The 14,082-nt window shown below is 65.1% G+C and carries 12 protein-coding genes and 1 tRNA gene; 10 read left to right on the forward strand and 3 right to left on the reverse strand.

The features are described 5' to 3' along the window. Nucleotides 1–27 precede the first annotated feature (27 nt). The 6 genes from ACP153_RS01660 (at nucleotide 28) to ACP153_RS01685 (ending at nucleotide 6,038) form a co-directional block, all read left to right on the forward strand. On the forward strand, nucleotides 28–2,160 hold the full coding sequence (locus ACP153_RS01660; RefSeq protein WP_424969235.1) for a HEAT repeat domain-containing protein: 2,133 nt from the start codon (nucleotides 28–30) through the stop codon (nucleotides 2,158–2,160). A gap of 16 nt (nucleotides 2,161–2,176) precedes the next feature. Then, on the forward strand, nucleotides 2,177–3,445 hold the full coding sequence (gene glp / locus ACP153_RS01665; RefSeq protein ID WP_424969236.1) for a gephyrin-like molybdotransferase Glp: 1,269 nt from the start codon (nucleotides 2,177–2,179) through the stop codon (nucleotides 3,443–3,445). A gap of 15 nt (nucleotides 3,446–3,460) precedes the next feature. Beyond that, nucleotides 3,461–4,003, forward strand: coding sequence for a DUF2478 domain-containing protein (locus ACP153_RS01670; protein WP_424969237.1), 543 nt, complete (start codon nucleotides 3,461–3,463; stop codon nucleotides 4,001–4,003). A 122-nt stretch (nucleotides 4,004–4,125) separates the two neighbouring features. Then, nucleotides 4,126–4,581 carry a hypothetical protein gene (locus ACP153_RS01675; protein WP_424969238.1) on the forward strand — a complete coding sequence of 152 codons (456 nt, stop codon included), beginning with the start codon at nucleotides 4,126–4,128 and terminating at the stop codon, nucleotides 4,579–4,581. Continuing rightward, a complete protein-coding gene (locus ACP153_RS01680) occupies nucleotides 4,581–5,813 on the forward strand; it encodes an HlyD family secretion protein (RefSeq protein WP_424969239.1) in 1,233 nt (410 codons plus the stop codon). The genes ACP153_RS01675 and ACP153_RS01680 overlap by 1 nt, the downstream gene beginning before the upstream one ends. Nucleotides 5,814–5,961: 148 nt before the next feature. Further along, nucleotides 5,962–6,038, forward strand: a tRNA-Arg gene (locus ACP153_RS01685). 223 nt (nucleotides 6,039–6,261) lie between these two features. Here the strand turns inward: ACP153_RS01685 and ACP153_RS01690 are convergent. Continuing rightward, nucleotides 6,262–6,660, reverse strand: coding sequence for a MerR family transcriptional regulator (locus tag ACP153_RS01690; protein ID WP_424969240.1), 399 nt, complete (start codon nucleotides 6,658–6,660; stop codon nucleotides 6,262–6,264). A gap of 76 nt (nucleotides 6,661–6,736) precedes the next feature. On the opposite strand from ACP153_RS01690, the gene ACP153_RS01695 reads away from it, so the two are divergent. Further along, complete coding sequence (locus ACP153_RS01695) at nucleotides 6,737–8,143, forward strand: MFS transporter (protein WP_424969241.1); 1,407 nt, start codon at nucleotides 6,737–6,739, stop codon at nucleotides 8,141–8,143. A 123-nt stretch (nucleotides 8,144–8,266) separates the two neighbouring features. Here the strand turns inward: ACP153_RS01695 and ACP153_RS01700 are convergent, their stop codons facing one another. Both ACP153_RS01700 and ACP153_RS01705 read right to left on the reverse strand, forming a co-directional pair. Continuing rightward, the gene (locus ACP153_RS01700) at nucleotides 8,267–9,424 is read right to left on the reverse strand and encodes a VPLPA-CTERM sorting domain-containing protein (RefSeq protein WP_424969242.1); all 1,158 of its coding nucleotides are present in this window, start codon (nucleotides 9,422–9,424) and stop codon (nucleotides 8,267–8,269) included. A gap of 161 nt (nucleotides 9,425–9,585) precedes the next feature. Next, nucleotides 9,586–10,617, reverse strand: a complete 1,032-nt coding sequence (locus ACP153_RS01705; RefSeq protein ID WP_424969243.1) for a LacI family DNA-binding transcriptional regulator — start codon at nucleotides 10,615–10,617, stop codon at nucleotides 9,586–9,588. 362 nt (nucleotides 10,618–10,979) lie between these two features. Here ACP153_RS01705 and ACP153_RS01710 point away from each other — a divergent pair, with 362 nt between their 5' ends. From ACP153_RS01710 to ACP153_RS01720, 3 genes are all read left to right on the forward strand, one after another. Next, a complete protein-coding gene (locus ACP153_RS01710; protein WP_424969244.1) occupies nucleotides 10,980–12,245 on the forward strand; it encodes an ABC transporter substrate-binding protein in 1,266 nt (421 codons plus the stop codon). A 121-nt stretch (nucleotides 12,246–12,366) separates the two neighbouring features. Next, entirely contained in the window at nucleotides 12,367–13,212 is an 846-nt protein-coding gene (locus tag ACP153_RS01715) for a carbohydrate ABC transporter permease (protein WP_424969245.1), read from the forward strand. After that, complete coding sequence (locus tag ACP153_RS01720) at nucleotides 13,209–14,054, forward strand: carbohydrate ABC transporter permease (protein WP_424964780.1); 846 nt, start codon at nucleotides 13,209–13,211, stop codon at nucleotides 14,052–14,054. The genes ACP153_RS01715 and ACP153_RS01720 overlap by 4 nt, the downstream gene beginning before the upstream one ends. Nucleotides 14,055–14,082: the final 28 nt, after the last annotated feature.

Genomic DNA, 14,082 nt, shown 5'->3' on the forward strand with positions numbered 1-14,082 from the left:
GCCCTTCCCTGACAAATGAGAGATCCGATGCGTGACTTGCCCATGGCCCCCATGCCCGCCGAGACCGCAGCGACGCTGGCCACTCACATCCAAAGTGACAACGAGATCATCCGGAGCGCGGCGATCAAGGCCCTGGCCGGCCTTGGGGTCGCCCCTGCCCTGTCCCTGCCGCTTCTGACCGATGCGCTGATGGACCCCGACCCCGATGTGCGCACGGACGCGATGGACGCGCTGAGCCGCTGCGCCCTGCCCGAGCATACCGAGTTGCTTGTCTTTTCGCTCGAAGGCGACCCGGTGCGCGAAGTGAAACGCGCGGCCCTGTCCGGGCTGGCGCGGCTGCGCGCGACCTCGGCGCTCGATCTGATCCGCGCGCTCACCCTGTCGCGGAGCGAGGACCGCGTGGCCTGGGAAGACGAGAACAGCGATTGGGAGGATTGGCTCGACATTCAAATCGCCGCCATTGAGGCGCTCGGCGAGATGCGGGCCACCGAGGCCATCGAGGATCTGATGGCCGCGCGGGATGATGAGCTGGGTCAGACCCTCGACATTCCCGTCTTCGACGCATTGGCAAAGATAGGGCATGACGGGGTCGTTTGGCTCCTCGCCATTCTGGAGACCGAGGGCGGCCCGGCCCGTCGACGGGCGCTGACCAAGCTCTGCCAGTTGGATCCTGCTCTGCTGGTCGACCATCTCGACCGGCTGATCGCGAGCCCGGATGCCCAGCTGCGTGCCCATGTGGTCGGCCAGATGGATCCTGATGACACGCGGCTAGCCCAGCTTGCCGCCGAGGACCCTGCCGCCTCCGTGCGCATTGGGGCGCTGCAACGGGTCGCGACCGAACAGCCGGAGAAGGCCATCGCGGCCCTGCAGGACCCCGCGCCGGAGGTGCAGGCCGCGGCGCTCGATCTGATCCCCGCGCAGCTCGATCCAGAGCTTTCCACTAGCCTCGAAGACAACATGCTCGCCTGGCTGGCTCAGGGGCCGGCCGTCTTGGTGCGCGCCACCGCGCGTCACTTGCCCCGTCGCGCCCCAGAGCGGGCCGAGGCGCCCCTGCTGGCGCTGATCGCGGATCCGCAGCGCCCTCTGGATGCGCGCGTTTCTGCGGTCAAATCCTTGGCGACGATGGAGCCTGCGATCGAGACCACCCGCCTTGTGGATCTCCTTGGCAACCCCGCACAGCAGATCCGCACCACGGTGCTCGTTGCGCTGACGACACGGGCCCAGGCCGGAGATCTCGAGGCGGGTGATGCCATCCGCGCGGCCATACAGGGCACTCTCCTGAGTGACGATGTCTCTCAGGCGACCGCCGCGCCGCTCGCCGATGGCCCGGACATGACCGTTCCCAAGGAAGGGGAAAGCGGCCCGCGCCGCATTCGCATCTCGCCGGAAGGGGAAATCATCGAGGACACGCCCGAGGCTGTCGCCTCGACCTCCTCCCATTCGACCCTCACGGCAATCCTTGCCCCGATGGAGGCCGAGCCAGAGCTGGCCGAGGACACCCCTGAGGAAGCGCCCTCCAAGCGGCGTCGCCGCCGCGCGGTCGAGGGCGCGGATGGCGTCGCCGAAGCGCTTGTGACCGAGGCGATCAAGATCTGCGGCACGGCTCGAATGAACGGCATGACCGCAGCCCTGCTCGCCGCGCGTCCGGAGGCGCCAGACACCGCGCAGCAGGCGATCTGGACAGCTCTGGCACAGACCTCCCCGGATCCTGATTGCGCCGAGGCACTCCTGAGCGCCGCTCATAAGGCCCATGGGCATGAGGACCCGGTGATCCGGGCGGCGGCCTATGCGGTGCTTGCCAAGCTCGCCCCCGACAGCCCCTGCCTCGCCGCGGCCTTGGAGGATCCCGATGCGCTGATCCGCGCGGCGGCCATCCGGCGGCTCCCCCCGGAGGATGCACTGGCCTATCTCGGCGATGGGGCCATGGCCGTGCGTCACGGGGCGGTCGACGTGATCCTGACCGAGGGGAGCGATGCGGCCCAGCGCCAGATGGCCGAGCGGATTGCATCGGCAGAGCGCGCGGATACGCTGGCCTATGCGCTCGCCCAATCCGAACCTGCGCGCCGCTGGTTCTATGATCGGCTGAGCACGCCGGATCTCGGCGACCGCGCGGTGTTCATCCTGCTCGACGCCGCGGGCCAGATGGCGCCTGCGGCCTGATCCCGAGGAGCCCGCGATGAACCGCCCTTTGCGTGATCCCGTCTGCAGCTGCGACGCCCCGGCCCTGACCGAAGGGCTGATCTCGGTGGAGACCGCCTTTGCCCGGCTGGCCGAGACGGTGACCGCGCTGCCCGGAACCGACTGCGTGCCCCTGATGCAGGCGGCGGGCCGGGTTCTGGCGGCCCCCGTCGCGGCACGCGCGCCATTGCCGCCTTTCGACAATGCGGCGATGGATGGCTACGCCCTGCGCGCAGCGGACCTCACGGGTTCGGGGCCTTGGACGATGCCGGTCTGCGACCGGATCGCGGCGGGTGACGTGCCGCGCGGCCCCGCAAGCGGGGCTGTGCGGATCTTCACGGGCGCGCCGCTGCCCCCCGGCGCCGATACGGTGGTCATGCAGGAGGCCGTCACCCGCCACGGGGAGGTGATCACCCTGACGGAGCGCCCGCAGCGCGGCAGCCATGTGCGCCGGGCGGGCGAGATTGCGCGCGAAGGCGCGGAACTGGTCGCAACGGGCCAACGCCTCACCCCGAGGCGCATTGCGGCCATCGCCGCCGCTGGGCATGGACGGGTGACCGTCGCCCGACGCCCGCGCGTGGCCCTTGTGATCACAGGCGACGAGATTTGCGCGGCAGATGGCACGCGAGACGCTGCCGCCATCTGGGACGTAAACGGCCCGCTCTTTCATAGCGCCCTCCTGGAAACCGGGGCCGAGGTCACGCTGCACCATGCCCCGGATGACCGGGCGGCCACGCGCAGCCTGCTCGCCGATCTGGCCAAACGGGCCGATCTGATCGTGACAACTGGCGGGATCTCCGTCGGGGAGGAAGACCATGTCCGCCCCGCGATGGAGGCCTTGGGCACCCGGATGACTTTTGCCGGCGTCGCCGTCAAACCGGGCAAACCGGTCTGCGTCGGACGGCTCGGGCAGGCCCATTGGCTGGGCCTGCCGGGCAACCCGGTCTCGGCCTATGTCATCTGGCACCTCTTCGGGCGTTACCTTCTGAACACCCTGCAGGGCATTGATCAGACGTCAAAACCTGCCAGACGCGCGATTTGTGAAAGCCTGCTGCGCCATCGCAAGGGCCGCGCCGAGTACCGCCTCGCCCGGTTGGATCCAGCCGCCCCGAGGGACGCGCAGATCGTGCTCTGCCCGGATACGAAGGCCAGCGGCCACATCACATGGCTGGCACAAGCCGATGGTCTCATTTGTCTTCCGGCCCAATCTGGCGATATACCGGCTGGAACCGAACTTGCCTTTCTGCCTTTTGGCCAGCCAGACTGAGAAACGAGGTCGCCGATGAACATCGCATGCACCATGGCATCGACCCGCGGGGGAACGGACCTGCTGTTGTGGGAGGTTGCGGAACGCATGCAGAGGGCGGGCGTCAATCTCTGCGGCACGGTGCAGACCAACACCGAATGCGGCGACGACAAGCCCTGTGACATGGACGTCAAGATCCTGCCGGACGGGCCCGTGGTGCGGATTTCCCAAAGCCTTGGGGCCGGTTCGCGCGGCTGTCGTCTGGACCCGCAGGCGCTGGAGAGCGCGATCGGGATTTCGGAATCCTTCCTGCCCAGCGCGGATCTGCTGATCGTGAACAAATTCGGCAAGCAGGAAGCCAGCGGTCGCGGTTTCCGTCCGCTGATCGCGGAGGCGCTGTCGCGCGAGATCCCGGTACTGGTCGGGCTCAACAGCCTCAACAAAGAAGCGTTCGAGACCTTCACCGGCGGCGTGGCAGAACTGATCGAGCCCACGCCCGAAGCGGTGGAGCACTGGCTGCGTGGCGTGCTGCCCAAGCTGGCCGAGCCGACCGGGGATGCGCGCCTGCAAAGCGCCTGAGCGGCGCGCCCCCGCGCAACCGCTTACATTCACCTTTCCCTCCCAGAACCCTCAAAACGCCCCGGTTTTTCGCAGAAGCGGCTGGCCAAGCCCCTGCGGCAAGCGTAGCCTGCGCAGCGATTATGCAAGCTCTGACCGATGGAGGCGTGACCCGCATGACCCCTGAGATCCACCCGATGGCGCCCGAGCACTTGCCGCGCTTCGTCGCCGCCGCCGATGGCAGTGACTATCTCATGACCTTTATGATTTTCTTTGTTGTGTTCGTCATTCTGGGTTTGGGCGTCGCCTATTTCACCCTCCATGCGATGCCGGAGAAGATGGCGCATCATTCCAACAGCACCCAGCTGCAGCTCATCAGCGTGCTCGCGATGCTGGCGCTGTTTACCCACAACAATCTCTTCTGGGTGGGGGCTCTGGTGCTCGCCGCCTTCCGGCCACCCGATCTGATCACGCCGCTGAACTCGATCGCGGAGTCGCTCCGGGCGTTGACGACCCGCAGCCCGGAGCCCGCCGCGACGGCCCCTGCAGCGGCGGCCCCCGCGACCGCCGCGCCCGTGACGAAAGGCGAGCCTGACTGATGCTGGAACTGACGATCTGCTCACTGATCACCATCCTGCCCGACTATCTCTTTCGGAGCCGGGTCCAGGGCCGCAAATGGGGCGCCGAGATCAACTTTTTCACCATGTGGTACGAGCTGCGCTGGGGCATCACCATGTGCGCCATGCTCACCATCAGCCTGATCACTGTTGTCTTTTACTTCCATCCGTCGACCAGCAATGTCACCTCGTTTTTCCGCACCCTGACCATTGTCTCGACCACCGCCGGTCGCGTCGAAGAAGTCTTTGTGCGCAACAATCAGTTTGTGGAGGCGGGCGCCCCGCTCTTCCGGATGGATAGCTCGAGCGAGGATGCCGCCGCCGAAACCGCTCAGCGTCAAATCGAGGAAATCGATGCGCAGTTGCAGCTTGCCCAGTCGGAGCGGGCCGCGGCAACGGGCGCTCTGGAGCAGGCCATGGCGGCCCTGACCCAGACCGAGGATGATCTGAACCGGCGCGAGACCTTGATTGCCGAAGGCTCTTCGGCAGTGACCCAGCGCGAGGTGGACACCCTGCGCAACCAGCGCGACCAGAACCAAGGGGCGGTGGATGCTGCCGAGGCGGATCTGGAAGCTGTGGACACCAAGATCGACGTGCTTCTCCCCGCCCAGCGTGCGACGGCGGAGGCTGCATTGGCGCAGGCCCAGGCCACCATCGAGAAGCTGACAATTTATGCCGGGGTCGATGGAACTGTCGAGCAATTCACCCTGCGCCCGGGCGATGTGGTCAACCCGATCCTGCGGCCCGCAGGGATCCTCGTGCCCAGCGATGCCGGACGTGGTCGGTTCCAAGCCGGGTTTGATCAGGTTGCTACGCAAGTGGTTCAGCCCGGAACAGTTGCCGAGATGACCTGTATCGGCAAGCCCTTCACGATCATCCCGATGGTGATCACCGAAGTGCAGGACGTCATCGCCGCCGGGCAAATCCGCCCGACAGACGAGCTGATCGATACGTCGCGGCGGCGTGCGCCCGGAACGGTGACCGTCTTCATGGAACCGATCTACAAGGGCACAACGGACCTCCTGCCACCGGGCAGTCGCTGCCTGGCCACGGCCTATACCAACAACCACGACCGGCTCGAGACCGAGGAGTTGAGTACGCTCAAGTTCATTGGGTTGCATGTGGTGGATACGGTCGGCGTGGTCCACGCTGCAGGCCTGCGCCTACGGGCGCTTCTGATGCCCTTCAACCTGCTGGTCTTTACCGGTCACTGACAGGACTGAGGGGGCGCTGTCGCCCCCTCGCCCAGCGCGTAACGAGCCCAGCCACAGGGCCCGCAATGCCATGTGAACCATGGCCCGATCCCCTCTCCGGATAACAGCCTTTACAAAGCGCTTTCCTGTGCCATACCTGAGTATGGAGGGTCCCTTAGCTCAGCTGGATAGAGCAATCGCCTTCTAAGCGATCGGTCGAGGGTTCGAATCCTTCAGGGACCGCCACCTCCACTCCAGCACACTCTCTTTCCTGCTGCGAAGGCGCAGACAGTCCAAGCCATGAACCGGCGGCTCGGGTGCATTTACCCATGCGAAAGCGCTATCTGCGGACGCGGGGTTACCACTCTGCGCGACCGACGGAAGGACGTTCGGGTCGGCTAGAAAGAAGGTGGGCTGCGCGAGGTTACACTGCGGGACCACACGCACGTACCGTCAGGAGCTTGAAACCTCACCCCCCGTTGCGCCGCGCCCGGGTTGAGGCGCGCAACAAGGTGCGAAACCGGGGACATTCCATGTGATCGTCCTCGGGACAGCGCACCACATGGTGCATAAGCCGCGCCAGATCCTTGAGCCGCACAATCTCCGCCTCCAGGGCCGCAGCTTTGGCCGCGATCTCGTCCCGCGGAAGCTCCAGCGTCGGGTTCAGCCGGAACATCGCGGCAATCTCGTCGAGGGCAAAGCCCGCCGCCTTGCCCATGGAGATCAGTGCCAGCCGATGCAGCACCTCAGGGTCGTATTGCCGCCGCAACCCGTTCCGCCCCGTGGCTGAGATCAGCCCGAGTTTCTCGTAGTAGCGCAGCCCCGAAGGCGCGATGCCGCTCCGCTCAGACACCTCGGATATATCCATGCTCAAAAGCCCTTGTCTTGAAGTTGACTTCAAGTTGTAGGCTGTCGGCCCTCGCTCATCAAGAAGGCACGATCCCATGCCCCACGCGCCAAGTTCCACCACCTCCACGACGCGCCTCCCCGTCTGGCTCCCTCTCATCGGGCCCGGGCTGGCGCTGATCTCCGCCGCCTCGGCCATGAGCCTGACGGCTGTCACCCTGCCCGCGATCGCCGTCGCGTTTCCCGGCCCCGTGCTCGACCCCAACCTGGTGGTGACGGTTTTCCTCCTCGCGATCACGGCGCTGCTGGTCCCCATGGGCCGGGCGGGCGACATCTTTGGCGCGCGGCCCGTGCTGGCAACCGGGCTGGCCCTCTTTGCGCTGGGGGCGCTCTGGGCCTCCAGCGCCGGGAGCCTGCCCGCTTTGATCACCGCCCGGGCGCTGCAAGGGATCGGGGCGTCGGCCATGATCGGCCTGCCTCTGGCGCTCGTCCGCGCCACGGTGCCAGAGGCGCAGATCGGGCGCTGGGTTGGCGCCATGGGGACGATGTCGGCCATCGGAACCGCCTCCGGGCCTGCGCTTGGCGGGCTGCTGGCGGGCAGCTTTGGATGGCAAGCCGTGTTCCTGATCCAGATCCCGATGCCCGTTCTGGCCCTCGCGACAACGTTGCTGTTCCTGCCGCGCCCCACCAAGCCGCGACAGCGGATCGGGCTGGACCTGGCCGGTGCAGGATTGCTGGCGCTTGTGCTGACCGGAGGGGTGCTGCTGGTCTCAGACCTGCCCGGCGGGTTGGCCCCGTGGCACCTGCCCGGGGCGCTTGGGGTCGGACTGGGGCTCGCGTTATTGCTGCGCCACGAGACACGCGCGCAGGCGCCGCTGATTGACCTCAGGCTGATCCGGGAACGGCTCCTCGCGCTCAGCCTGATCTGCAACGGCGTGGTCGCGGTGATCATGATGGGGATTCTCGTCGTAGGGCCGTTTTTTCTGATACTGGGGCTAGGGCTCTCCCCCAGCGCCATGGGGCTGTGCATGGCCGTGGGGCCGGTCACCTCGGCGCTGAGCGGCGCACCCGCCGGAGCACTGACGGAGCGCCTCGGCCCAGCCCGGGCGCTCATTTGGGGCGCCTGTGGTCTCTGCCTCGGCACATTGGCCATGGCGGGCCTGCCCATGGTGCTCGGTGTCGCGGGCTTTGCGCTGGCCTTTGTCTCGCTCGCGATCGGGTATCAGATCGTGCAGGCCGCCCTCGCCACGGGGGTCATGACCGCCGCCCGTGCAGAGCATCAGGGAGTAACAGCTGGAGTTTTTACCCTGTCGCGCAATATCGGGTTTGTGCTGGGGGCAAGCGGAATGTCAGCGCTCTTTGCTGCCACATCTGATCGATTTGCAACGCAGCTGGACTACAGTGGCGCGGCGCACGCGGCCATGGCGATGAGCTTTTCAATTGCCACCATGCTCGCGCTGTTTGTTCTGCTGATGGCCTGGCGCTTGCGAAAGCCCGTCCATTAAGACCCGCGCCCTAAAGGGAGGGGCCCGCAACATCGCACCGGAGATGAGACACCTCCGGCAAGCCTCTGAAAACCAAGGCTCCACACCCCAAGGCGGAATGTGGAGATGTCTTCGCCGACGACGTCACTGTTTCCGGCGGCGTGATGCCCCCAGCAGACCCAGCCCGCCCAGAAGGAGCAGCGCAGAGGCCGGCAGCGGCACCGGCGCGACGCTGCTGTAGAACAGCACGGAACGCGGACGCTGCGGGAGACTTCCCTGCGCGCTGGCCAGAAGGAAGGACTGCGTCTCGCCCGCATCGAGGAAATCCCCGTCCCCGTTCAGATCCGTCAGCAACAGGATCTCGTCATCATCGTTGAAGTCATTGCTCGGCACCAAGGCGCGTTTACCGTCGACTGCAAAGTCAAAGATCGCGCCATCCACGAAGCCGAGCGGATCCCAAAGCTCGAACGCCTCGGTGCTCACGTCGATCACCCCGTCCTTGTCGAGATCGGTGTAGCGGATCAGCCCATCGGTGAAGAGGTCCTGGGCAAAGAGATCCCCGTCCTCAGCCGCCACGGCCAGCGCGAAAGGCGCGTCGCCCGGCGCCACATATTCCACGACTTCCGCCCCGGCGACCAAGCCATCCCCGTTGGTATCCTCTGCGCGGTAGATCCGCGGGATGCCCCCGGCCGTGTCGGTGATGAAGGCCGCGTCCCCGTCAAAGGCGATCTCGAAGGGCGATGAAGATGCGTCCAGCGCGCCGAGATCGAGCCAGACCGAGCTCTCCCCCGCGTCATTGGCATCGCCATCGCCGTTCAGGTCCTCGGTCCGGTAGACCACATCGCCCGCCGGGTTACCCACGGTATCGGCCTCGACGATATAGACCGCGCCATCGCCTCCCACGGCGACCCCATTGGCCGTTTGCAGGGCGAACCCATTCGCATTGTCCGCGGAAAACCAGACCGAGGCCTCGCCCGCATCCTGGGCCGTGTCGTTCCCGTTCAGATCGCGCAGGCGGTAAACCGTGTCCGTGGCGCCATCGCCCACATAGACATCGCCCGCCTCAGACTGGGTGAGCTGAAACACATTGCCCGTGGGCGATGCGAGACCGCTGGCGTTGTTGGCGTCGAAAAAGACTTTGGTTTCGCCCGCGTCATTGGCGTCCCCATCGCCATTCAGATCAGCGGCATAGACCACCTGATCCGTGGTCTGGTCGGAAAAGAGAGCCTGGGTGGTGGCCGCGGCGGCCGGTGCCGTCAGCGCAGTCGTGGCGAAGAAGATCGCAAAGAGGGAACGTCCCATCAGAGAGCCTCCGTTGAGTGTGAACATGTCGATTTTTCGGGAGGCTGGCTGCTGCTAGCGCGGCAGGGTTAACCCTGCTTCAGGGGTCGCGTCAACGGGGGATGCGATGGGTTTTGGCTCTGCGGCGTTGCGTCCCAAGACCTTGGGCCCGTGCCCTTGCGTCAGCCCTGCTCGGGGTCGGAGGCCGTGCGCGGGGGCACGGTCGTGCCGCGCACCACCAGCCGCGCGGGCACAAGCGACATGGCGGCGGGCATGTCCGGTTCCTTGATGCGATCGACGACCACCCGCGCCAGCTTGCGGCCCAGATCATAGGGCGAGATCGCCATGGTCGTCAGGGGCGGCGTCGCAATCGCCGCGTCCTGAATGTCATCGAAGCCCACGATCGAGACATCCTTGCCGGGCTCCAGACCCATGCGGATCAGCGCCAGCGACGCGCCAATCGCCACCATGTCCCCGTTGCAGACAATCGCGGTGATCTCCGGATGAGCGGCACGCAGGTCGATCATCGCCTGCATGCCCGAAGGTTTGTCATCCTCGGAATCCCAGACGATCGGCGCCCCCAGCCCACGCTCGGCCAGCACCCGCGTATACCCCTCGATCCGCTCGTTGCGCACTTCGACCCGGGCCGTACCTCCGAGAAAGGCGATATGGCGATGGCCGATATCGGCCAGATGCTCGGTCGCCGTGGCGGTGGCGGCGGCGTTCTGGATCCCCACATGGTCGATGCTGTCCACATGGGCGCGACGCAGGAACGTCACCGTCGGCAGGGAATGGGTCGCCAGCAGCTCATAGGTCGTGCGGGGCGTGTCCTGCGCGGGCACCCAGAGGAGCCCGGCGCGGGAGCTGCGGATGAACGCTTCGAGCTGCTGTCGCTGACGCACCGCGTCGTCGCGCGCATCCAGCACCGAGAGCAGATAGCCCTCACTCTCCAACAGATCACTGGCGCCGCTGATCACCTCTGCATTGAACGGGTTGGCGATCTGATGGATGGCAAAGCCGATCTCGCGGCTCTCGCCCGAGCGCATGGAGGCCGCCCGCCCGTCCGGCACGTAATTCAACCGTTTGGCGGTTTGCAGCACCCGCTTGCGGGTCTTCTCCGAGATCCGCCCGGTGCCGCGCATCACCTGGCTTGCGGTCGCAACGGAGACGCCCGCCTCCTTCGCCACGGTTTCAAGCTTCGGCTTCACAGACATGATCGCGGATCTTCCTCCCTTCGGATCGCCAACTGCGCACAGAAGTATAGGCGCATCCGTTCATCGCATATATCAGATACATCGTTTTATCACATCTCATTTGTGAATTTCTTGTTTTATGCAGCTATAACAGCGGCAAATGAAACCTTTCATGAAGCCTTCGCATCTTGCACAGATTTTTTCTTGACGTGAGGTATAACGTTATACCAACCTAAGGCAGGATTCTGTACCAGCCCTTTCCCAAGGATCGGGACGGTTCGGAAACGACAAAGGTATCGCGTCGGGATGCAGACTTGCCCGACGAGATGCCGGAGAGAGGCGGCATGTGCCGTCGCTCGGAGGGTTCAACTTGGGAGGAGACTATGACCCTTAAGTTCCAATTCGCAGGCGCCGTCTCGGGCCTCGCGCTGCTTGTCGCCGCGACCGCGGCACAGGCAGAGGTTCTGTTTTGGTCCACGCAGGCCAAGCCGGTCGAAGAAGCGCAGGCCGTGCGCGAGCAGGTTCTGGATGGTGCGGGCGAGGTTGACTACCAGCCGAACGACGCAGGCCCCTGGCTGACCCGTCTGAACGCTGAGCTCAAGGCCGGGTCCGGCTCCATCGGCCTGCTCGGTGCGCTGCATGGCGATTTCTCGGCCATGAGCACCGATGATCTGGTGGATCTGGACGAGCTGGGCCTGGGCGCCCAGAGCGACACGTTCAACAACCTCGCGCAGCTTGGCACCGACGCCAAGCAATACATCCCGTGGATGCAGGCCAGCTACATCATGGCGGCCAATACCAAGGCGCTGGAGCACCTGCCCGAGGGTGCCGATATCAACACGCTGACCTATGACCAGCTCATCGCCTGGGCGACCAACGTCAAAGAGGCGACGGGCTCGGCCAAATTCGGCTTCCCGGCAGGTCCCAAAGGCCTGAAGCACCGCTTCTTCCAGGGTTACCTGTACCCGTCCTACACCGATGGTGTGGTGCGGACTTTCGCTTCGGACAAGGCCGTGACGGCCTGGGAAAAGATGAAAGAGCTCTGGGCCGTGACCAACCCGGGGTCCACCAACTTCTCCTTTCTGCAGGAGCAGCTCCTGAACGAAGATGTCTGGATCGCCTTCGACCACACCTCGCGTCTGGCCGCAGCCTTCAACGAGCGTCCGGATGACTTCGTGGCCTTCCCGGCCCCGGCAGGTCCCGAGGGCCGTGGCTTCATGCCTGTGATCGCCGGGATCGCCATTCCGCGCACCGCGCCGGACATGGAGGCGTCCAAGGCGCTGATCGCCCATCTGATGAACCCCGAGACGCAGGTGGCGACCCTGCGCGCGACCAACTTCTTCCCGGTCGTTGATGTGGCGCTGCCCGATGATCTGCCGCCTTCGGTGAAGGCCGCTGGCAACGCGGTTGCGATCATGAGCGCCTCGCCCGATGCGAACCCGGGCCTGCTGCCCGCCGGTCTCGGCAACAAGGGTGGCGACTTCAACCGGGTCTTCGTGGACACGTTTGAACGTATCGTGCTGGCCGGTCAGCCCATCGAGCGCGTGCTCGACGACCAGAAGAAGACCCTGGTCCGGATCATGAATGAAACCGGCGCGCCCTGCTGGGCCCCGGATGCGCCCTCCGAAGGCGCCTGCCCGGTCGAGTGATCCTCCCGCCTGGGCGCTGGCACGCCAGCGCCCTCGCACCGCAGTTCGGATCGCGCACCGGTCCGAACTGCCCAATGTCTTAATGAAATCGCACGCTTAGGCGTAAACCGGGGGGCGGCATATGAACCCGCGACTACTACCCTATTTCCTGATCTTGCCGGTCACGCTGTTTCTTTGTCTGTTCTTTATCTACCCGTTCGTGCTGGTGGCACAGCAGGCGTTCAGCAACGGGTCCGGCTTTACCATGGACAACTTCCGGGACGTGACCACGCACTGGAAATTCCCGATCTCGCTCAAAAACACCTTCCTGCTGGCCCTGGCCGTTGTGCCCGTGCAGTTGGCCCTGTCGCTTCTGATGGCGACCATGGTCACGAAGATGAAGAAGGGGCGGGACCTGATCCTTTATATCTGGACGATCCCGCTGGGGATCTCGGATCTCGCCGCCGGCATCATCTGGCTCGCGATCTTCGAGCAGTCCGGCTTCCTCAACTCGATGATGGGCGGGCTCGGCCTGATCGACAGCCCGACGAACTTCCTGAGCTACACCAGCCCGGTCATGGTCTTTGTGGCCATCATGCTCGCCGAGATCTGGCGCGCGACGGCCATCATGCTCGTGATCCTCGTGGCAGGCATCGGCCTGATCCCCAAGGAATACTACGAGGCTGGAGAGGTCTTTGGCGCCACGCCCTGGCAGCGCTTCCTGAAGATCACCCTGCCCATGCTGCGGCCCTCGCTGCAGACGGCGCTGGTCCTGCGCGTGATCCTCGCCTTTGAGGTCTTCGCGGTTGTCCAGGCCCTTGGCGGGACACTCTTCCCCGTGCTCATGGGCGAGACCTATGCCTATCAGTTCGAGCTGCTCAATGGCGGCGCGGCGGCGGCCATCGCGTTGATCATCCTCGTGATCTCCATCGCCTTCACCCTCATCATCATGCGTGCGCTGCGCGTTCCGAAAGGAGCCACGATATGACCGCTGCAACCACAGATGTCGTCGAAAAGGCGGCAGATTCCAGGAAAGCGGGACGCTATGTCTATATCACGGCTGTGGTCCTGCTCTGCGCCTGGGTGCTTGTTCCGCTCTATTTCCTGCTGATCAACACCCTGAGTTCACCGGAAGCGGTGAACTCCTACCCGAAGGCCTTCGTGCCCGAGTTCGACCTGAGCAGCCTGACCTTCTTTGCCAATTTCGAAGGCATCCTGACGGCGCTCAAGAACTCGATCCTGGTGGCGGCCATGACCATGGTCATGTCCATCGTCATCGGGGCACCGGCGGGCTACGCGCTCTCGCGGTTCGAGTTTCGCGGCAAGGAGCTCTTTCGGCTCCTGATCCTGCTGACCCGGGCCTTTCCCCTGCCCCTTTTGGCCCTGCCCCTTGCGGTGATGTTCATCCGCACTGGGATTGACGACACGGTATTCGGGCTCGCGCTCGTGCATACCACGCTCGCCATTCCCTTTGCGGTCCTGATCACCTTCTCGCTCTTCTCGGGGATCCCGATCGAGCTGGAAGAGGCCGCATGGACCCTGGGGTGCAACCGCTTGACGGCCTTCCAGAAGGTCATCCTGCCCCTGGTTCTGCCGGGTATCACGGCCTCGGCGATCTTCGCCTTCGTGATCTCCTGGAACGAGGTCTTCGCCGCCGCGGTGCTGACCATCGAGAACCGAACGCTCACCGCGTTCCTTCTGCAGAACCTCGACACCTCGCCTCTGCACCTGAAATTCGCAGGCGGCTTCATTCTCGTCGTGCCGGCGCTGATCTTCATCTTCGCCGTGCGGAAATACCTCTTCGCGATGTGGGGCATCGCCAACCGCTAAGGCGCGGTTGTCAGATCAAGGAGCCTAG

It is taken from the genome of Dinoroseobacter sp. S76, from assembly GCF_049801095.1.
Classification (GTDB): domain Bacteria; phylum Pseudomonadota; class Alphaproteobacteria; order Rhodobacterales; family Rhodobacteraceae; genus Dinoroseobacter.